We start from the raw sequence: 20,217 nt of genomic DNA, 5'->3' as shown, positions 1-20,217 counted from the left end.
CGCGCGGCGGTTCTGATAGGCTCCGCGCCGTGCGGCGTGCCCTCGTTCCCCTCGCACTGCATCCGTTCAGGCCGGCGCGCCGCTTCGCCGCCGCGCCGCTCGTCGCGCTGCTCGCCGCGTCGGGCTGCGGAGGCGCCTCCGCGCCCCGCGCCGAGGTCCTGCAGCCGAGCCCTCCGCCGGCGCCGGCCCCCGCGCCCACGCGCGAGGTGCGGAACCCGCCGCCGCCGAGCGATGCGCCCGCGCCGGACCCGGAGGCGGCGCGGCTGTTCCTGAGCCGCGTGGCGCAGCAGCGGCCCGCGGCGAGCGCGCCGGCGCCGCGCGTGACCGCGCTCGCGCTCGCCAACACCGCGCGCGGCGAGGCGAGGGGGATGACGCCGCTCGGCGACGTCGTGTCGCTCGCGATCGGGGAGGGGGAGAGCAGCGCGATCCCGGTGCGCGTGGCGCCGGGGGAGTGCGCGGTGTTCATCGCGCAGGGCGGGCTCGGCGTGATCGAGGTCGATCTCTTCGTCACGAAGGGCGCGCCGCCGTCGCACGAGATCGTCGGACAGGACGCGGACAGCGGGCCGATCGCGGTGATCGGCGGCCGGGGCGCGTGCTTCACCTCGCCCGGAGGCGCGCCGTTCGCCGGGAGCCTGCACGCGCAGGTGCGGCGCGGCGCGGGCGTCGTGCTCGTGCAGGGCTACCGCGGCCCGCGCCCGGCCGCTCCCCCCGGCGCCGGGCCGCCCGGCGCGACCCCGCCCGACACGGCGCCGCCGAGCGCCGCGCCGCCGAGCGCCGCGCCGCCGAACGCCGCGCCGCCGAACGCCGCGCCGCCGAACGCCGCGCCGCCGAACGCCGCGCCGCCGAACGCCGCGCCGCCGAACGCCGCGCCGTCCTCCAGCGCCGCGCCGTCCTCCAGCGCCGCGCCGTCCTCCAGCGCCGCGCCGCCAGGCGCCGCGTCGCTCCGCGCCCCGCCCCGGTAGCGCCGCGGCGGCCCGGGCGCGCCGGGCGCGCTCCGCATTTTGCGCAACTCGGCCCGGGCGCCGGTCGACACGCCGCGTATGGCGTCGATCGAGATCCAGCCCGCAGATCCCTCCTACCCCGCGCCGCTCTGGGCCCTTGTGACCGAGACCGAGGCCGCGCCGCCGACGCTCTACCTGCGCGGCGCGCTCCCGTCGCGCCCCGGCATCGCGATCGTCGGCACGCGCGCCGCGAGCGACGACGCGCTCCGGTTCACCCGCGCGCTCGCCGCGTCGCTCGGCGAGGCGGGCTACTCGATCTGGTCGGGCGGCGCGCGCGGCGTCGACGCGGCCGCGCACGAGGGCGCGCTCGCGGCGCGCGCGCCGACCGTGGTCGTCAGCGGCGGCGGCCATGCGCGCCCCTACCCGCGGGAGCACGCGCCGCTCTTCGATCGCATCCTCGCCGCGGGCGGCGCGCTGCTCGCGCGCGTCCCCGACGACACGCCGCCGCTGCCGGGGCTGTTCCTCCAGCGCAACGCCGTGCTCGCCGCGCTCACCCTCGCGACCGTCGTGGTCGAGGCGGGCATCGAGAGCGGCGCCCGCTCCGCCGCCGCCGCGGCGCGCCGCCTCGGGCGCCACCTCTGCGTCGTCCCCCACGCCCCGTGGAGCCCGCGCGGCGTCGGCTGCGCGCTGGAGCTCGTCTCCGGCGCGCGCCCCGTGACGCGCGCGGCCGACGTGATCGACGTCCTCGGCGGGCCGGCGCCGCCGCCCCGCCGGCGGGCGCGGCGGTCGCCGCGCAACAGCCCGCCCGCCGCCGGCACCCTGCCGCTGCCGGACCCGGCCGTCGCCGCGCCGGCGAGCGCTCCGCCCGAGGAAACCGCGCAAATCCCGGCGATGAGCGCGGTCGAGCGCGCCGTTTTCGACGCCCTGGACGCCTGCCCGGCGCACGTGGACGAGGTCTGCGAGAGGACGGGGCTTCCGCCCAGGCGCGCCGTGGAGGCACTCTTGACGTTGACGCTCCAGGCCGTAGTAGTAGAGGGGCCCGCCGGGTTGTTTCGGCGGGCTCTTCGTTGAAGGGGCGCGCCGGCTCACCCTGCCCAGTGCGGTTCCGGGTGGCCGCCTCCTCGCGAGGGGGGCCTCCCTCGCACCGAAGGTCGCCCTTCAATCCTCTCACAAGCCCCGATCGCGTTGCTCAGAAGGTGGTGATGGCCAAGACGCTCGTCATCGTGGAGTCGCCGGCGAAGGCGAAGACCATCAAGAAGTATCTCGGCAACGGGTACGAGGTGTTCGCCTCGAAGGGCCACGTCAAGGATCTGCCCAAGAAGCAGAACGCCGTCGACGTGCAGAACGACTTCGCCGAGACCTACGAGGTCATCGAGGGCAAGGAGAAGGTCCTGGAGGAGCTCAAGTCCGCCGCGAAGAAGGCGGACGAGGTGCTCCTGGCGACCGACCCCGATCGCGAGGGAGAGGCGATCGCGTTCCACATCTCGGAGGAAATCAAGAACCCGAAGCTCAAGGTGGCGCGGGTGGAGTTCCACGAGATCACGAAGAAGGGGGTCGACCACGGCGTCCACAACCCCCGCAAGCTCGACGAGAACCTCTACGACGCCCAGCGGGCGCGGCGCGTGCTCGATCGCATCGTCGGCTACGACGTCTCGGCGCTCGTCTGGTCGAAGCTCGCGTTCGGCCTGTCGGCCGGGCGGGTGCAGTCGGTCGCGCTGCGGCTCATCGTCGACCGCGAGCGCGAGGTCGAGGCGTTCGTCCCGGAGGAGTACTGGAACATCGCCGTCGGCCTCACCGCGGCGAGCCCGCCGCAGCGCGCGCCGTTCGTCGCGAAGCTCGCCTCGGCCGACGGCAAGAAGCTCGAGGTGACGAACGGCGAGGTCGCCGCGAAGGTGCGCGCCGACCTCGAGACCGCCCGCTACCGGGTGGCGAAGGTCGTGCGGCGCGAGCAGAAGCGCAACCCGCCCGCGCCGTACACGACGTCGAAGCTCCAGCAGGACGCGACGAACTACCTGCACTTCGGCGCCAAGCGGACGATGCAGATCGCCCAGGCGCTCTACGAGGGCATCGACCTCAAGCGCGACGGCGGCCCGGTCGGCCTCATCACGTACATGCGTACCGACTCGACGCGCGTGAGCGACGACGCGGTCGCCGAGGTGCGCGGCGTGGTCGCGAAGCGGTACGGCAAGGAGTTCGTCCCCGAGCGCCCGAACGTCTTCAAGTCGAAGAAGAACGCGCAGGACGCGCACGAGGCGATCCGGCCGACGAGCGTCGAGATCCACCCGGACTCGATCAAGAAGCACCTCAAGGACGAGCAGTACAAGCTGTACAAGCTCATCTGGAACCGCTTCGTCGCCTCGCAGATGAACCCGGCGGTGTACGACCGCACGACGGTCGAGATCGACGTCGCGCCGACGGTGGCCGAGCCCGCGCACCGGAGCTACCTCGCCCGGGCGAGCGGGCGGATCCTGAAGTTCGCCGGCTGGCTGCAGGTCACGGAGGGCCAGCAGGAGTTCGCCGGCGAGGAGGAGAGCGCCGGCGCCGCGGCGGACGGCGGCGGCGGCGCGGCGGCGCCCGCCGAGGCGAGCGCCGGCGAGGCGGAGCGGGCGGCGCCGGGGCCGTCGGCCGAGGAGGACTCGGAGGCGCTCCTGCCCGACATGAAGGAGGGCGAGGCGCTCGCGGTGTCGCCGCCGGGCGTCGTCACCGACCAGAAGTTCACGCAGCCGCCGCCCCGCTACAACGAGGGCTCGCTGGTGCGCGAGCTGGAGAAGCGCGGCATCGGCCGCCCGTCGACGTACGCCGAGATCATCAGCAAGGTGCAGCAGCGCGCGTACGTGGAGAAGCGCGAGGGCGGCGCGTTCCAGCCGACGCTGCTCGGCAAGTTCGTGGTCGACGGCCTCGTCCGGTCGAACCTCGACATCATGGATCCGAACTTCACCGCGCAGATGGAGGAGGAGCTCGACGCGGTCGGCGCCGGCAACCTGAAGCGCGAGCAGCTGCTCAAGCGCTTCTACAAGAAGTTCCGGGAGCAGCTCGACAAGTCGAAGAAGCTCGCGCCGTGGAAGCCCGAGGCGGAGAAGACCGACATCGTCTGCGACGAGTGTGGGTCGATGATGCTCAAGAAGTGGGGCAAGAACGGCTGGTTCTTGAGCTGCGAGCGCTACCCGAAGTGCAAGGCCACCCGCGACCTGTCCGACGCGCGCGGGACCGCCGCCGTCCGCGAGACCGACATCTCGTGCGACAAGTGCGGGAAGCCGATGATCATCAAGACGGGGCGCTTCGGCGACTTCCTGTCGTGCACCGGGTACCCGGCCTGCAAGAACACGCGCCCGGTGCCGCTCGGCGTCGCGTGCCCGAGCTGCGGCGGCGATCTCATCGAGATCCGGCCCCGCAAGAAGGGCGGGCGCACCTTCTACGGCTGCTCGAACTGGAACGCCGAGCAGAAGTGCGACTTCAAGCTCTGGCAGAAGCCGGTGCCGGTCCCGTGCCCCCAGTGCGGCGCGAAGTTCGTCACCCGCACCGCCGGCAAGAAGGCGATGCTCGTCTGCGCGACCAAGGACTGCGGGTTCAAGCAGGAGATCGTCGAGGGCGAGGGGGAGGAGGGCGCCGCGGACGGGTCCGCCTCCCTCGACGCCGCGGCGATCGTCGCGAGCGCCGCGGCGGTGCCGGCCGACCGGCCCGAGCCGCCGAAGCCCGCGCCGGCCGACCGGCCCGAGGCCGCGCCGAAGGGGGCCGGCGCGCCGAAGGGTGAAGCCGAAAAGCCCGCGCGGGCCGTGCGCGCCCGGCGCACGGCGAGCTAAGAAGGCCGCGAGACCTCCCACCCTGGTGAGCTGCACATGAACGGAGCGGAGAGCCCGCGCGACGAGGTCGTCGTCGTCGGAGGCGGCCTGGCCGGTTGCGAGGCGGCGTACCAGCTCGCCCAGCGCGGGCTGCGCGTGCGCCTCGTCGAGATGAAGCCGCACAAGCGCACGCCCGCGCAGACGAGCGATCGGCTGGCCGAGCTCGTGTGCTCGAACTCGCTGCGCGGCGCGGCGCTGAGCAACGCGGTCGGGCTGCTCAAGGAGGAGCTCCGTCGCGTGGGCTCGCTCGCCCTGCGGTGCGCCGACGAGACCTCGGTGCCGGCCGGCGGCGCGCTGGCGGTCGATCGCGAGCGGTTCGCCGAGGCGATGACGCGGGCGATCGATGCCCACCCCCGCATCGCCGTGGAGCGGCGGGAGGTGACGGAGATCCCGGCCGAGCGCCCGGTGATCCTCGCGACCGGTCCGCTCACGTCCGACGCCCTCGCGGCGAGCCTCGCCGCGGCCGTGGGCGCCGAGCACCTCGCCTACTACGACGCGATCGCGCCGATCGTCAGCGCCGACTCGATCGACTGGTCGCGCGTGTGGAAGCAGTCGCGCTACGGCAAGGGCGGCGCGGTCCGGGGCGAGCGCGCCGCGCCGGCGGAGGGCGCCGCGCGGCCCGAGCCGACGGCGCCGCCGCCGGAGGACGCGGCCGAGCGCCGCGACGACGCCGAGGCCGGCGACGAGGCGTACGTGAACTGCCCCTTCGACGAGGCGCAGTACAAGGCGTTCGTCCGGGCCCTCGTCGCGTCGGAGAAGGTGGAGGCCCGCGACTTCGAGGAGGTGCGCTACTTCGAGGGGTGCCTGCCGTGCGAGGTGATGGCCGCGCGCGGGGAGCAGACGCTCGCGTTCGGGCCGATGAAGCCGGTCGGGCTCACCGATCCGCGCACCGGCAGGCGGCCGTACGCGGTGCTCCAGCTGCGCCCGGAGGACGAGGCGGCGACGGCGTACAACCTGGTCGGCTTCCAGACGCGCATGAAGTACGCCGAGCAGCTCCGGGTGTTCCGGATGGTGCCCGGCCTCGAGGAGGCCGAGTTCCTCCGCATGGGCTCCGTGCACCGGAACACCTTCGTGGACGCGCCGGCGCTCCTCGGCCCGGCGATGGAGCTGCGCGCGCTGCCGGGCGTGCACCTCGCCGGCCAGATCTCGGGCGTGGAGGGCTACGTGGAGAGCGCCGCGGCCGGGTTCGTGTGCGCGATCCTCCTCGCGCAGCGGCTGCGGAACGAGCCGCTCCGGCCGCCGCCGCCCACGACGGCGCTCGGCGGCATCCTCACGCACCTCGGGCGGAAGCAGCCGTCGTCGTATCAGCCGTCGAACATCACCTGGGCGCACATCGCGCCGCTCGATCCCGCCCACGGCAAGCTGCGCAAGCGCGCCCGCTACGAGGCGATGGCCGAGCGCGCCCTCCGCGACCTCGACGCGTGGTGGGCCGCGGGCTGACGGGCGGCCTCGGCGGGCCGCGCTCGCGCGCGGCCAGGCGAGCCCTCGGGAAGGCTGTAAGTCGGGAAGAACATTGAGGTTCTTTCTGGCGGTCCGGCTCCCTGCGAGCGCTGACGCGCGGCGCGGGGGCCGCGCGGCGCACGGGCCGCGCGCCAATCGTGCGCGGGCTGCCTGCCGCGCGCGGGCTTGGGTAGCCTGGAGGTGGTGCGCCGCGCGCCGACCGCGCGCTCCGGGAGCCCGCCCGCGCGGACCCGCGCCCATGGAGGTACCCGATGAAACTTCGCTTGCTCGCGCTCCTCGCGCTCGCCGTTCCTTCCGCGACGCTCCTCTCGCCGCGCGAGGCGCTCGCCTGCGGCGGGTGCTTCGCCCCGCCGACCGAGACCACGGTCGTCAACGCGCACCGGATGGTCCTCTCGGTGTCGCCCGTCCAGTCGGTGCTCTGGGATCAGATCCAGTACTCCGGCGATCCGCGCGAGTTCGCCTGGGTGCTCCCGGTGAAGCCCGGCGCGACGATCGAGGTCGGCTCGGACGCCTGGTTCGAGACGCTCGACGCGGCCACGTCGGTCCGCATCACGGCGCCGAACTCCTTTTGCGCCGCGAGCGGGGGCGGCTGCGGTGCGCTGGGCTCGGCCGACTCGGCGAGCGGCGTGGCAGGGGGGTTCGGCAACGACCAGGTCACCGTCCTCCACCGCGGCACCGTCGGCCCCTACGAGACCGTGACGCTCACGACCGACACGCCCGGCGCGCTGAACACGTGGCTGGAGAGGAACGGCTTCGGCGTCGACGAATCGACGCAGCCGGTCATCGACGCCTACGTCGAGGAGCAATTCGACTTCATCGCCCTCAGGCTCCAGCCCGGCAAGGACGTGAAGGAGATGAAGCCGGTGCGGGTCGTCATGCCGGGGGCGAACGCCGCGCTGCCCCTCCGGATGGTGGCCGCCGGCACGGGCGCGAACGTCGCGATCACCCTCTTCACCATCAGCGAGGCGCGGCTCGCTCCGGAGGGGTTCGCGGCCGCGGCGGTCCCCGTCGACCTCCTCGCGTGGGACTTCGCCTCGCAGGACTCGAACTACGGCGAGCTCCGCGAGAAGGCGCTCGCGGCGCACGACGGCGGCCGCGCGTTCCTCACGCCCTACGCGCAGCAGGGCTCGCTGTTCTCGCCCGTGTCGAGCTCCGCGGCGCCGTTCGGCGTGCAGTACACGACGAGCGGCTCGACCACCCCGGTCGACACGATCGCCGCGGCGTTCGCCCAGCAGGGGCTCGCGAACGGCGAGACCCTGGACACCGACTGCGCCGTGCGCTTCGCCGAGATCGCGACGGAGAGCCGCGCCGTGGCGAGCCCGTGTCCGGCCGGCGTCCTGCTCTCCGACCCGAGCTGCGGCGAGGTCGCCGCGGGCCAGATCGACGCGCGCGAGCTCGCGTGCGGGCCGCTCGACGACCTCGCGGTCGCGATGATCGGCCTGCACCCGAGGGACGTGTGGCTCACGCGCCTCGAGGCGAACCTGCCGCGCGCGGCGCTCGACACCGACCTCGTCCTGAGCCCCGCGAAGCAGGAGCGGGTCGACAACTGGATGCGCGCCCGCCTGAGCGTCCACGCCGAGGTGCTCTGCGGCGCGGCGCTCCCGCTCGTCGACGGCGACCGCGCCTCGCGGACGCGGGGGCAGGGCACGCTCGTGGGCATGACGCTCGGCGCCCTCGCCCTCGCGGCGGCGATCGCCCGTCGCGGCGCGCGCCGCTTCGCCTCCCGCCCGGCCTGACGGACGCTCAGGCGTCCACGTCCCGCGTCCTCGGCCGCGCGACGGGCAGGGGCTGGCCCTGCTCCGGGATGATGGTGAGATCGCCGTCCGCCTCCAGGATGGCCCAGCGCACCTGCGAGAGGTGCGCGAGCCCGCTCTTGTGCATCTCGGACACGATCTCCTCCGGCTGGATGCGCTGGCGATTGCACGCATCCTCCAGGATGCGGCCGTTCGCGACCAGGACCGTCGGCGTGCCGTCGATGACCTTGGACGCCCGCGGGGAGAGGTGCGTCAGGATCGACGTCAGGAACACGAGCACGAGGAGGGTGGACACGCCCGCGAGCGCGTTCGCGAGCGACGCCTCGCGGACGAGGGCCTGAGAGACGATCTCCGGGATCAGCATGAGCGTGACGAGCTCGAAGGGGGACAGCGAGCTGAGCTCGCGCTTGCCGAGCACGCGGAACGCGACGGCGAGGAACACATAGACGAAGGCGACGCGGGCGACGGTCTCCATGGCGGTCAGGGGAAGATGAACGTGCGGAGCGGCGCCACGGCGCCGCGCTCCCCATCGCACGAGAGGGTTGCGTTGCCCGAGGCGAGCCAGGAGCGCTCGCCCCGGAGATCGACGACGATCCGGCGTTGCTCGCCGGGCGCGAGGCCGCCCAGCTCGAAGCGGCCGATGGCGGTCTCCTCGGGCGTGGCGCGGCGCTCCTCGAAGCCGTCCAGGTAGGCCTGGTCGATCGTGAGCGCGGCGGCCCGGCAGGGGGCGTCCGCCGTGCGCGTCACGTCGAACGTGAGCTGCTCCGTGTCGCGGAAGCGCATCCGCTCGGGGTACGCCACGCGCAGCGCGAGCCCGGGCGCGGTCGCCTCGCCGGTCTCGCGGGCGTGCATGAACAGGGCGCTCGCGGCGACGCAGGCGAGCGCGAGCGCGCCGAGCGCGTGCTTCGGGCTGAGCTTGAGCCGGCGCCGCATGTCCGGCGCCGGCGGCGGCTCGGACGCGGTCTCGAGCGGCGCCGCGGGCGCGCGCCCGTTCGCCTGGCCGGGCCGACGAGCGGAGATCTCATGACGGGACGGGACCATCGCGCACGACGCCCTTCAAATCCGATGCCGCGGTCCGCGCGCGCCGGAGGGCCTGGTCTGCGCCGGAGAGACCGCTTGCCCCGGCGGCGCTGTGGCGTGGTGGCCTCGCGTGGCAAGCTGCCACGTCGCGCATCTTCCTCCGCAGGCATCCCTGCGCGATCGCGACTTCGCGAGGTGGCACACGGGCTGCTTGAGCCGTTGTGGTGAGGGCGTGCGGGCCACTGCGGCAATCGAGCTGCAGCCGCCCCGCGCCGGGACTCGACATGACCTGCTCGGTGCTGACCTTTCCAGGCTCCAGGGCGAACTCCAGGACCAGCCACGCGGTGCCGGACAGGGGGTGCGCGCTCCACGCGACGCGCCTCTTGCCCGGGATGACGGTGGTGCTCGAGTCGCTCCTCGACGACATCGCGCGCGCCCGGGAGCGGATCTGGATCTCGACGTACATCTACCGCAACGATCTGATGGGTCATCGCTTCGCCGATGCGTTCGCGGCCGCGGTGCGGCGCGGCGTCGACGTGCGGCTGCTCTACGACGCGCTCGGCAGCCACGCGACGCCGGCGCAGTTCTTCGAGGACATGCGGGCTCGCGGCATCCGCGCGCGCGCGTACCGGCCGCTCGGCACGGTGCTGCGCCGGGGCGTCGTGTTCCCGCGGGAGCACTCGCGCATCGTGGTGATCGACGGCGCCGGGTACGTCGGCGGCGCGGCGTGGGCCGACGAGTGGCTGCCGCGCGATCAGGGCGGTGACGGCTGGCACGAGGTCTGTAGCCGGGTGGTGGGGCCCTGCGTGGGCGACATGGCGCGGGCGTTCGAGTGCCGCTGGATGCTCGCCAACGAGGCCGATGGGCGCTCGTTCGACTACTGGACCGGCGGCGTCTACGAGGACGTGGAGTTCATCACCGACGCGCCCAGGCCGCCGGCGATCATCTACGAGCGCCACGTGGAGCGGGTGCGCTCGGCGCGGCGGCGCGTGTGGATCGAGAACGCGTATTTCTGCCCGCCCCGCGGGCTGGAGCGCGAGCTCATCGACGCCGCGCGCCGCGGGATCGACGTGAAGATCATCGTCCCGCGCAACTCCGATCTGCCGGCCATCCGCAACGCGAGCCTCGCGCGGTACAGGTGGTGGCTGGAGAACGGGCTTCAGATCTACGAGTTCCTGCCGTCGATGCTGCACTCGAAGTTCGCGGTGATCGACGACGACTGGGCGACCGTGGGGACCTTCAACGTGAACCCGACGAGCCTGCGGTGGGTGAGCGAGGCGAACCTCATCGTCAAGCAGCCTGGCTTCGTGAGGGACGCGGCGAACCTGTTCGAGCGGGACGTCGATCGGAGCGAGGAGGTGTGCCTCAGCAACCTTCCCAAGCTGGGGGCGCTCGCGCGGATGCGAAACGCGCTGTGGAGCCTGGGGCTCGATCTGCTGGAGCCGCGGTACGCGTCCGGGAGAGGGCGCGGGGCGCTCCCCGAGCCGGAGCGGGAGGGTGGGTTCCTGCCGGCTATCGGAGTCTAGAGCGGTGGTCACCCGCTTCGGATACGGGCCCATCTCGACGTTTTCGGTGCTCAGCGCACTGGAGTGCGCTTCCGCGCCGAAAACGCCGAGCTGGACCCGTCTCCTGTGCGGGTGACCGCCGCTCTGGAACGCGTGTACAGAGAGGGGCGAAAGCCGCTCTGGAGCGGTTTTCGGCTGCGACTGATACCGTGCGTCGCTTCTCGTCCCCGCCTTCCGTCTTCCGTCTCCCGTCTCCCGTCTCCCGTCTCCCGTCTCCCGTCTTCCCTCTTCCGTGTTCGTCCTTCGTGCGCGTGCGCGTGCGCGATTCCCCGGAGTCAGCGCGCACGCGCACGCGCACGCAGACGTGCACGGGGACGAGAGACGGAAGACGGGAGACGGAGACGAGAGACGGGACGAGAAACGACGCACGGAAGACGCGCGCATCGAACCCGAGCGAAAACCGCTCCCGGTTCGATCTCGGTCCCCCGGCCGACGCGTGAGGCCGATCCGCTACGGCGCCGCTGGAGCGCTCGGGGGCTCCTCAGCCGCGCCCGCGTCGGCAGCCGGCGGGGCCGGCTCGGCCGCTGGCGGGGGAGGGGCGGGCTCCTGACTGGCCGCCCCCGCATCCTCGTGGACCTCGACCGCAGGCGCCGATGCGTCGGCCACCGGCGGCGGGCAAGCCGACCCCGCGCCTTCCTGCCCACCCGCGCAGGCAGCGGCCCCGGGCTCCGGCGACGCGCCGGACGTGGGCGCCTGCGCAAGGAGCTGCGGCGCCTCCACGCCCGCGTCGGACGAGGGCAGATCCGGGAGCGGCGCGCTCGCGGTGGGCGCCGGCGACTTGGCGGCCGCAGCGGTGGGCCCAGGCGCAGGGGGAGCCGGCTTCGGAGCCCGCGTCGGGCGCGGGGCCACAGGCTCGGCCGGGGGCGCCGGGGGCGCCACGACGCCGCGCGCGATGCTGGCCGTCAGGGAGCTCGCCTCGGCCGCAGGGCGCACCGGCGACGACGGCTCTGCGACCGGCGCCGGTGGCGCGGCCAGAGACGCCGGCGCCGTCGGCGTCAGCTCGACCGCTGGGCCCGTCGAGACCGGCGCCACGCTCCACGCCGCCGCACCCGCCATGAGGACGAAGCCCGCCGCCGCGACGCGGCGGAACGGGAAGCGATCCCGCAACGAGGGGCGCTGAGACGGGGACACCGCCACCGGCGGATTCACCATCGCCGTCGCCTCGGACCACGCCCGCTCGCCGCTCTCCTCCAGCGATCCGCGCCGCACCACCACCGCGGCGCGGCGGCTCGTCTCGTCAGGCGCCCGCCGCGCGGACGCCATGGGCAGCTGCAGCTCCAGCGCGTCGTCGGAGCGCCGCGAGTGCAGCGTCGGCGCAGCGCTCACCACCATCGGCCGCGGCGACGGCGCGGGGATCTGGCTCGTCCGCTCGTCCAGCCACTGCGCGCGGAGCGACGCGCCGCACACGTCCTCCGAGACGCCCCGCGAGAGGAGCCACGTCGCGAGCGCGACGCCGAGCTCGCGCATGCTCCCCCAGCGATCCGCCGGGTCCTTGCGCAACCCGCGCTCGATGATCGACCACAACGCCGGATCCGTGCCGCACCGCTCGACGAGCGACTGCACCGGATCCTGGATGACCGCCCGCAGCGTCCCGAACCCCTGCTCGCCGGCATAGGGCGTCTCGCCCGCGATCGACTCGTACAGCATCGTGCAGAACGCCCAGATGTCCGCACGATGATCGAGCTGCCCCTGCCCGAGCGCCTGCTCGGGCGGCATGTACTGCGGCGTCCCGATCACCGCCGCGCCCGTCGAGCCGGACTGCGGTTCGGTCCACGTCACCTTCGCGATCCCGAAATCGACGACCTTCGGCTGGATCCTCCCGTCGCCCTGCTCCGCCAGCATCACGTTGTCCGGCTTGAGATCCCGGTGGACGACGCCGCGCTCGTGGGCGGCGTGCATCGCGCTCGCGACCGGAAGCAAGATCGCGATCGCCGCCTCGGGCAAGAGCCGCTGCTCGCGGCAGAGCACGTCCCGGAGGGCCTCGCCCTCCAGGAGCTCCATCACGATGTACGGCGTGCCGCCCGCGGTCTTGCCGAGATCGAAGACGCGCACGATGCCCGGATGACTGAGCTTCGCCGCCGCCCGCGCCTCGCGCAGCAGGCGCTCCGCGATCGCGGGAGAGCGCATCTCCGGGCGCAGCACCTTGATGGCCACGTTGGCCTCGAGCGCCGTGTTCGCAGCGACCCAGACAGAGCCCATCGCCCCCTCTCCCGCCTTGCGGAGGAGCTGGTACTTGTCGCCCACCACCGTGCCAGCCTCGAAGCGCTCCCCTAAGGTGTGCTCGAACCCCTGGGTCAAGTTGCTCGACATGCGCTCTCCTGCCGCCTGCTCCGGCCATCCGCCGCCCACGACGCCACGCTTCGCCACGATTTCAAATCTGGAGCATCGCTCGTGCCAGGCGCTCCTCTCGGGGAGCGCCTGAAATCCCGGACGAGCGCGTCGGCGGCAGCGCGCCTCAGCGAGGCAAGTTGCCACGCGCCGGGCGCCCCAGCATCGCCAGCGCGCTCACCCCCGCGCGCTGCCTAGATGAAGCTGTCGTAAGGACGTCGCTGCGCGCTCTCGCTCCGGACGTTCTCGGCGCCCGAAACCTCGAGGATCATCGCCAGGATCTCCGCGTCTCGCTCCGAGGTCGCGTGAACGCCCACGAGGACCGCGCCCTGCCGCAAGCCGCTCTCGTACACGCGCGCGCGGTGCTCGGGCACACCAGCGCCGGCGAGCGCGCCGACGAGCCCGCCGGCCGCGCTGCCCGCGCCCGCGAGCGCGGACTCCAGGGGGCCCGCCACCGCGAGCTCGAGGCCAGGGAACGCCACGCTCGCGCCGGCCGTCGCGAACGCCGCGAAGCCCGCCCCGCCGACGCCGACGTCCGCCGCCGCCCTCGAGCCGATTCCGCTCTCGACACGCTCTCCGGGCGCGGCGTCGCTCATGACAAGGCTGATGGCGTCACGCTTGTATCCACAGCTCATGACGCGCTCAACCACTCTCTCGGCGTCGAGCCGTGTCCTCACAAGACCGGTCACCAGCTTTGCCCTCACCGACAGCTCCTTTCCCGAAGGACGTCCTCGCCCGGACGCGTACCCTCGCTGTATTCTGGAATCCCACCCCGTACAGCAGGCGCCGTGCCAACGAAGGATGCCGCAAATGCACGCTCTCCTGCGCCGTCGGCTGTGGACGGTAGACGCCTGAGCCTGCGGAGAGACGCCACACTGAGGCGCCGTTGCAGCGAAGACGAACCGCCGCGTGCGCCCGGGCACATCCGCGCGGCGCGGCGGCGAGGGGGAGAGCGAGCTCAGCGATGCAGCCAGATGCGGAGCAACGCGAGCAGCTGCTCCGTATCGACCGGCTTGGAGATGTAGTCGGTCGCGCCGGCCTCGAGGCATTTCTCGCGATCGCCCTTCATCGCCCTGGCCGTGACGGCGATGATCGGGAGCGTCTGGAAGGCGGGCCGCTGCCGGATCGCGCGCATCGTGTCGTATCCGTCCATCTCCGGCATCATGATGTCCATGAGCACGACGTCGATGCCGCTCGTCCTCTCCAAACGGTCGATGGCCGCCTTGCCCGTATCGGCGGCGAGCGTGGTCATCCCCTGGCTCTCGAGGACGATCTTCAGCGCGTAGATGTTGCGGAAATCGTCGTCGACGATCAGCGCGCACTTGCCCGAGAGCGCGGCGGTCGACTCGTGGAGCTGCTCGATCGCGATCCGCTTCGGCTCCGGCAGATCCGAGAGCCGGCGGTGCAGCGCGAGCGTGACCTCGTCGAGCAGGCGCTCCCTCGACTGGACGTGCTTCACGGGGAGCCGCTGCGCGAGCCGGCCGAGCTGCACCTCGTCGTCCCCGGCGACGTCGGCCGGCGTATACACGATGGCCGACAGATCGGTGAAGCGCCCGGCCCGGTCGAGGTGCTCGAGGAGCTCGAGGCCGGGCATGTCGGGCAGGCGCAGCCCGAGCACGATCGCCTCGTACGGCTCGCGCTCGAGGGCGGCGAGCGCGGCCTCGCCGGTGGCCACGCTGGCGATCGTGACCCCCTCGTCCCGGAGCAGCTCGACCACGGGATCGCCCGACGCCGCGTCCGGCTCGACGACGAGCAGCCGGCGCCGCGGCGAGCTGACCAGCCCGTCGAGGCGCGCGAAGGCCTCGTCGAGCGCCGTCCTGCTGCTGAGCGGCTTGTTGAGGAGCCCCACCGCGCCCATCCGCCGCGCGCGGCTCCGCTCCTCGTCCGTCTCCGTCGTGATCACCTGGACCGGGACGTGCCGCGACGACAGATCGCGCTTGAGGCAGTCGAGCACGCGCCAGCCGTCGATGTCGGGCAGGTTGATGTCCAGCGTGATCGCCGCGGGCTTGAGCTCGCGCACCAGCGAGAGCCCCGTCGCGCCGCGGACGGCGACGACCGCCTTGAAGCCGTGCTCGCGCGCGACGTCCACGAGGAAGCGGGCGAACACGGTGTCGTTCTCCACGATCACGATCGCGCGGTCGCCGGGGCGGACGCTCTCGCTGTCGTCGATGACCTGCGTGTCCGGGCCCGCGGCCATGCGATCCGACGGCCGGCTGCTGTGGACGGTGTCCTCGATGGCGGGCGGCGTGTCGAGGACGTGCGTCGGCTGCCGCCGCGCCGCCCGCACGGGCCGGTAGGTGCGCGGCAGGTAGAGCGTGAACGTGCTGCCGCGGCCCGGCGCGCTCACCAGCGCGAGGTCGCCGCCGAGCATCCGCGCGATCTCCCGGCTGATCGCGAGCCCGAGCCCGGTGCCCCCGTACTTGCGGCTCGTGCTCCCGTCGGCCTGCTGGAACGCCTCGAAGATGATCTGCTGTTTGTCCGGCGCGATCCCGATGCCCGTGTCGTGGACGGAGAGGGCGATCACCGAGTCGGCCCGGCTGAGCACATCGTTCTCACGGTTCCAGCCGTCGCGGGCCACTGTCACCTCCAGGACCACCTTGCCGCGCTCGGTGAACTTGAAGGCGTTCGAGAGCAGGTTCTTGAGCACCTGCTGGAGCCGCTTCGCGTCGGTGAGCATCGAGGACGGCAGCGCCGGCGAGAACGAGAGCTCGAAGTCGAGCTTCTTGGACTCGGCGACGTGCCGGAACGTACGTTGTACGTAGTCCGAGAGGTCCCTGAAGCCGATCTCGCCGACGTCGACGACGACGGTGCCCGACTCGATCTTCGAGAGGTCCAGGATGTCGTTGATGAGCGCGAGGAGATCGGTCCCCGACGCGTGGATCGTCTTCGCGAACTCGACCTGCCGCGGGGTGAGGTTCTGGTCGTTGTTCCTGGAGAGCTGGTCCGAGAGGATGAGCAGGCTGTTCAGCGGGGTCCTGAGCTCATGGGACATGTTGGCCATGAACTCCGACTTGTATTTGGACGTGAGGGCGAGCTGCCGCGCCTTCTCCTCGAGGGCCTGGCGGGCCTGCTCGACCTCGTGGTTCTTCCGCTCGACCTCGACGTTCTGCTCGGCCAGGAGGCGCGCCTTCTCGCCCAGCGCGGCGTTCGTCTCCTGGAGCTCCTCCTGCTGGCTCTGGAGCTCGCGCGCCAGCGACTGGGACTGCTTGAGCAGGTCCTCGGTGCGCATGTTCGCCTCGATCGTGTTGAGCACGATGCCGATCGACTCGGTGAGCTGATCGAGGAACGCCTGGTGGGTCGGGCTGAAGCGCTCGAGCGACGCGAGCTCGATGACGGCCTTCACCTGCCCCTCGAAGATCACGGGCATCACGATGATGTTGACCGGGGGCGCCTCGCCGAGGCCGCTCGTGATCGTGATGTAGTCGGGCGGCGCGTTGACGAGGAGGATCTTCTCCTTCTCGAGCGCGCACTGCCCGACGAGCCCCTCGCCGAGCTTGAACTGGTTGTCGACGTGCTTGCGCTCCTTGAACGCGTAGCTCGCGAGCAGCTTGAGGACGGGCTCCTCCCGGGAGGAGTCCATGATGTAGAAGACGCCCTGCTGCGCCGTGACCACCGGGGCGAGCTCGGACAGGATGAGGCGGCCGACGGTGAGGAGATCCTTCTGCCCCTGGAGCATGCGCGAGAACTTGGCGAGGTTGGTCTTGAGCCAGTCCTGCTCGCTGTTCTTCAGCGTCGTGTCCTTGAGGTTCCGGATCATCTCATTGATGTTGTCCTTCAGCGCCGCGACCTCGCCCTGCGCCTCGACCTTGATCGACCGGGTGAGGTCGCCCTTGGTGACGGCGGTGGCCACCTCGGCGATGGCGCGGACCTGCGTCGTGAGGTTCGCCGCGAGCTGGTTCACGTTGTCGGTGAGGTCCTTCCACGTGCCGGCCGCGCCGGGCACGCTCGCCTGGCCGCCGAGCTTGCCCTCGACCCCGACCTCGCGCGCCACCGTGGTCACCTGATCCGCGAACGTCGCGAGCGTCTCGATCATGCCGTTGATCGTGTCCGCGAGCGCGGCGATCTCCCCCTTCGCGTCGACGATCAGCTTGCGCTTGAGATCGCCGTTGGCGACCGCCGTCACGACCTTCGCGATGCCGCGCACCTGGTTCGTCAGGTTGCCGGCCATCGAGTTCACGTTGTCGGTGAGGTCCTTCCAGGTGCCGGCGACGCCGCGGACGTCGGCCTGGCCGCCGAGCTTTCCCTCGGTGCCGACCTCGCGGGCGACGCGCGTGACCTCGGAGGCGAAGGAGTTGAGCTGATCGACCATCGTGTTGATGGTGTTCTTGAGCTCGAGGATCTCGCCCTTGACGTCGACGGTGATCTTCTTCGAGAGATCGCCGTTGGCGACGGCGGTGGTGACGGCGGCGATGTTGCGCACCTGGGAGGTGAGGTTGCCGGCCATCGAGTTGACGGAGTCGGTGAGGTCCTTCCAGGTGCCGGCGACGCCGCGGACGTCGGCCTGGCCGCCGAGCTTGCCCTCGGTGCCGACCTCGCGGGCGACGCGCGTGACCTCGGACGCGAACGAGCGGAGCTGATCGACCATCGTGTTGATGGTGTCCTTGAGCTCGAGGATCTCGCCGCGGACGTCGACGGTGATCTTCTTGGAGAGATCTCCGTTGGCGACGGCGGTGGTGACGGCGGCGATGTTGCGCACCTGGGCGGTGAGGTTGCCGGCCATCGAGTTGACGGAGTCGGTGAGGTCCTTCCAGGTGCCCGCGACGCCGGTCACCTCGGCCTGCCCGCCGAGCTTGCCCTCGGTGCCGACCTCGCGGGCGACGCGCGTCACCTGCGCCGCGAACGCGCTCAGCTGGTCGACCATCGTGTTGATGGTGTTCTTGAGCTCGAGGATCTCGCCCTTGACGTCGACGGTGATCTTCTTCGAGAGATCGCCCGTGGCGACGGCGGTGGTGACGGCGGCGATGTTGCGCACCTGGGCGGTGAGGTTGCCTGCCATCGAGTTGACGGAGTCGGTGAGGTCCTTCCAGGTGCCGGCGACGCCGCGGACGTCGGCCTGCCCGCCGAGCTTCCCCTCGGTGCCGACCTCGCGGGCGACGCGCGTGACCTCGGAGGCGAAGGAGTTGAGCTGATCGACCATCGTGTTGATGGTGTTCTTGAGCTCGAGGATCTCGCCCTTGACGTCGACGGTGATCTTCTTGGAGAGATCTCCGTTGGCGACGGCGGTGGTGACGGTCGCGATGTTGCGCACCTGGGCGGTGAGGTTGCCGGCCATCGAGTTGACGGAGTCGGTGAGGTCCTTCCAGGTGCCGGCGACGCCGCGGACGTCGGCCTGGCCGCCGAGCTTGCCCTCGGTGCCGACCTCGCGGGCGACGCGCGTCACCTCGGCCGCGAGGGAGCTCAGCTGATCGACCATCGTGTTGATGGTGTCCTTGAGCTCGAGGATCTCGCCCTTGACGTCGACGGTGATCTTCTTCGAGAGATCCCCCTTCGCGACGGCGGTGGTGACGGCGGCGATGTTGCGCACCTGGGCGGTGAGGTTGCCGGCCATCGAGTTGACGGAGTCGGTGAGGTCCTTCCAGGTGCCGGCGACGCCGCGGACGTCGGCCTGGCCGCCGAGCTTTCCCTCGGTGCCGACCTCGCGGGCGACGCGCGTGACCTCGGAGGCGAAGGAGTTGAGCTGATCGACCATCGTGTTGATGGTGTTCTTGAGCTCGAGGATCTCGCCCTTGACGTCGACGGTGATCTTCTTCGAGAGATCGCCGTTGGCGACGGCGGTGGTGACGGCGGCGATGTTGCGCACCTGGGAGGTGAGGTTGCCGGCCATCGAGTTGACGGAGTCGGTGAGGTCCTTCCAGGTGCCGGCGACGCCGCGGACGTCGGCCTGTCCGCCGAGCTTTCCCTCGGTGCCGACCTCGCGGGCGACGCGCGTGACCTCGGACGCGAACGAGCGGAGCTGATCGACCATCGTGTTGATGGTGTCCTTGAGCTCGAGGATCTCGCCCTTGACGTCGACGGTGATCTTCTTCGAGAGATCGCCGTTGGCGACGGCGGTGGTGACGGTCGCGATGTTGCGCACCTGGGCCGTGAGGTTCGACGCCATCGAGTTGACGGAGTCGGTGAGGTCCTTCCAGGTGCCGGCGACGCCGCGGACGTCGGCCTGCCCGCCGAGCTTTCCCTCGGTGCCGACCTCGCGGGCGACGCGCGTGACCTCGGACGCGAAGGAGCCCAGCTGCTCGACCATCGTGTTGACGGTCTTGGCCGTCCGGAGGAACTCGCCGTCGAGCGGCCTGCCGTCGACCTCGAGGGCCATCGTCTGCGAGAGATCGCCCTTGGCGACGGCGCCGATGACGCGCGCCGTCTCGGCGGTGGGGTGGACGAGATCGCCGATCAGGGCGTTGATGCACGCGACCTCGTCGGCCCACGCGCCGTTCACCTCGCCGATGAAGGCGCGCTGCGAGAGCTGGCCTTCCTTGCCGACCACGCGGCTCAGGCGGTAGAGCTCCTTCGCCATCTTCTCGTTGAGCTCGACGACCTCGTTGAAGGTGTCCGCGATCTTCCCGTCGAGCCCCAGCCAGTCGACGGGTAGCCGCACCGAGAAATCGCCCTTCTTGAGGCTCAGCAGCGACGTCAGCAGCGTCCGCCGGTCGAGCCCGTCGCTCTCGATGGGCGCCGCGGCGCGGGGGGGCTCCGCCGCGGGGGCCTTCCTCGCGCGCGCGGCGCCGTGCGACCCCCCGCCCGACGCGCCCTTCTTGCTCTTGCCATTGCCAGCCTTCGCTCTGCGGGCCTTGTCGAGGTCGCTACGCTGCTCCATGCCGCTGTTCTCCTGGCCCTGCATTGCAGTCAGGGCCGATCGGTGAAGGGAAACGAGGGCGCGCCCCGGGCGCGGAGGGAACCCAGGGCGCCGAGAGCGGTGGGATCAGGCGCCCCGGCGCGCCGCTCGGGCGCCGGGGCGCCGCCGCGAGGCGGCGAGAGGGCGAGAGGAGGACTGGCCCTCTCGTCCGGGGCGCGGGATCGTCGGCCGCCTCGGGCTTCCGCCGGACGCCGCGCGCCGCCCGGGAGCGGGGTTGTCGCTGCCCGACCGCGCAGATTCCGTCGGGTCCCATCGGGTTCAGGCTTCGAGGAACGATGGCCATGCGCGCCTGCGCCCACCGCGCAGGAGCATGGGTTCGTATACTACGCAGGCGCGCAGCCGGGCAAGCATCGCGCCGCGCTGGCCGCGCGCTTCTCGGGTCGCTTCTCGTGGGATTCCGTGGCAGGGCGCGCGGTCGGGCGCGGGCGATGTGGCCAGGGCGAGGAGCGAGGCGGTGAG

11 protein-coding genes are annotated in these 20,217 nt (G+C 72.2%); 6 read left to right on the top strand and 5 right to left on the bottom strand.

The genetic code is table 11. The features are described 5' to 3' along the window. The first annotated feature begins 29 nt into the window (after positions 1-29). The 5 genes from WME98_RS02635 to WME98_RS02615 all read left to right on the top strand — a co-directional run bounded on the left by WME98_RS02635 (position 30) and on the right by WME98_RS02615 (position 7,977). Positions 30-962, top strand: coding sequence for a hypothetical protein (locus WME98_RS02635; RefSeq protein WP_437949812.1), 933 nt, complete (start codon positions 30-32; stop codon positions 960-962). Positions 963-1,040: 78 nt separating this feature from the next. Next, entirely contained in the window at positions 1,041-2,012 is a 972-nt protein-coding gene (locus WME98_RS02630) for a DNA-processing protein DprA (protein WP_437949811.1), read from the top strand. Positions 2,013-2,143: 131 nt separating this feature from the next. Beyond that, positions 2,144-4,741, top strand: a complete 2,598-nt coding sequence (topA, locus tag WME98_RS02625; RefSeq protein WP_437949810.1) for a type I DNA topoisomerase — start codon at positions 2,144-2,146, stop codon at positions 4,739-4,741. Positions 4,742-4,777: 36 nt separating this feature from the next. Next, entirely contained in the window at positions 4,778-6,220 is a 1,443-nt protein-coding gene (trmFO, locus tag WME98_RS02620; protein ID WP_437949809.1) for a methylenetetrahydrofolate--tRNA-(uracil(54)-C(5))-methyltransferase (FADH(2)-oxidizing) TrmFO, read from the top strand. A gap of 272 nt (positions 6,221-6,492) precedes the next feature. Continuing rightward, positions 6,493-7,977, top strand: coding sequence for a DUF2330 domain-containing protein (locus WME98_RS02615; RefSeq protein WP_437949808.1), 1,485 nt, complete (start codon positions 6,493-6,495; stop codon positions 7,975-7,977). Positions 7,978-7,984: 7 nt separating this feature from the next. On the opposite strand, the gene WME98_RS02610 is transcribed toward WME98_RS02615, so the two are convergent. Then, the gene (locus tag WME98_RS02610) at positions 7,985-8,470 is read right to left on the bottom strand and encodes a DUF421 domain-containing protein (RefSeq protein ID WP_437949807.1); all 486 of its coding nucleotides are present in this window, start codon (positions 8,468-8,470) and stop codon (positions 7,985-7,987) included. 5 nt (positions 8,471-8,475) lie between these two features. Continuing rightward, positions 8,476-9,036 (bottom strand): hypothetical protein, encoded by a 561-nt coding sequence (locus WME98_RS02605; RefSeq protein ID WP_437949806.1) that lies wholly within the window; start codon positions 9,034-9,036, stop codon positions 8,476-8,478. 275 nt (positions 9,037-9,311) lie between these two features. Here WME98_RS02605 and WME98_RS02600 point away from each other — a divergent pair, with 275 nt between their 5' ends. Then, complete coding sequence (locus WME98_RS02600; RefSeq protein ID WP_437949805.1) at positions 9,312-10,541, top strand: phospholipase D-like domain-containing protein; 1,230 nt, start codon at positions 9,312-9,314, stop codon at positions 10,539-10,541. 489 nt (positions 10,542-11,030) lie between these two features. Here WME98_RS02600 and WME98_RS02595 read toward each other — a convergent pair whose 3' ends face one another. The 3 genes from WME98_RS02595 to WME98_RS02585 form a co-directional block, all read right to left on the bottom strand. Further along, entirely contained in the window at positions 11,031-12,890 is a 1,860-nt protein-coding gene (locus tag WME98_RS02595; RefSeq protein ID WP_437949804.1) for a serine/threonine-protein kinase, read from the bottom strand. Between the two features lie 212 nt (positions 12,891-13,102). Continuing rightward, positions 13,103-13,543 (bottom strand): hypothetical protein, encoded by a 441-nt coding sequence (locus WME98_RS02590; protein WP_437949803.1) that lies wholly within the window; start codon positions 13,541-13,543, stop codon positions 13,103-13,105. A 323-nt stretch (positions 13,544-13,866) separates the two neighbouring features. Next, complete coding sequence (locus tag WME98_RS02585; protein ID WP_437949802.1) at positions 13,867-19,719, bottom strand: HAMP domain-containing protein; 5,853 nt, start codon at positions 19,717-19,719, stop codon at positions 13,867-13,869. Positions 19,720-20,217: the final 498 nt, after the last annotated feature.

This window comes from Sorangium sp. So ce296 (assembly GCF_051529605.1).
GTDB lineage: Bacteria > Myxococcota_A > Polyangia > Polyangiales > Polyangiaceae > Sorangium > Sorangium cellulosum_D.
The sequence above is the reverse complement of the archived record's forward strand: the minus strand, read 5'-3'. Positions and strand labels throughout refer to the sequence as shown.

What these genes read in the sequence shown, in the direction of transcription:
- WME98_RS02630 (WP_437949811.1), top strand. Translation starts at nt 1,041, where the DNA reads ATGGCGTCGATCGAGATCCAGCCCGCAGATCCCTCCTACCCCGCGCCG.
- topA (WP_437949810.1), top strand. Translation starts at nt 2,144, where the DNA reads ATGGCCAAGACGCTCGTCATCGTGGAGTCGCCGGCGAAGGCGAAGACC.
- trmFO (WP_437949809.1), top strand. Translation starts at nt 4,778, where the DNA reads ATGAACGGAGCGGAGAGCCCGCGCGACGAGGTCGTCGTCGTCGGAGGC.
- WME98_RS02615 (WP_437949808.1), top strand. Translation starts at nt 6,493, where the DNA reads ATGAAACTTCGCTTGCTCGCGCTCCTCGCGCTCGCCGTTCCTTCCGCG.
- WME98_RS02610 (WP_437949807.1), bottom strand. Translation starts at nt 8,470, where the DNA reads ATGGAGACCGTCGCCCGCGTCGCCTTCGTCTATGTGTTCCTCGCCGTC.
- WME98_RS02605 (WP_437949806.1), bottom strand. Translation starts at nt 9,036, where the DNA reads ATGGTCCCGTCCCGTCATGAGATCTCCGCTCGTCGGCCCGGCCAGGCG.
- WME98_RS02595 (WP_437949804.1), bottom strand. Translation starts at nt 12,890, where the DNA reads ATGTCGAGCAACTTGACCCAGGGGTTCGAGCACACCTTAGGGGAGCGC.
- WME98_RS02590 (WP_437949803.1), bottom strand. Translation starts at nt 13,543, where the DNA reads ATGAGCTGTGGATACAAGCGTGACGCCATCAGCCTTGTCATGAGCGAC.
- WME98_RS02585 (WP_437949802.1), bottom strand. Translation starts at nt 19,719, where the DNA reads ATGGAGCAGCGTAGCGACCTCGACAAGGCCCGCAGAGCGAAGGCTGGC.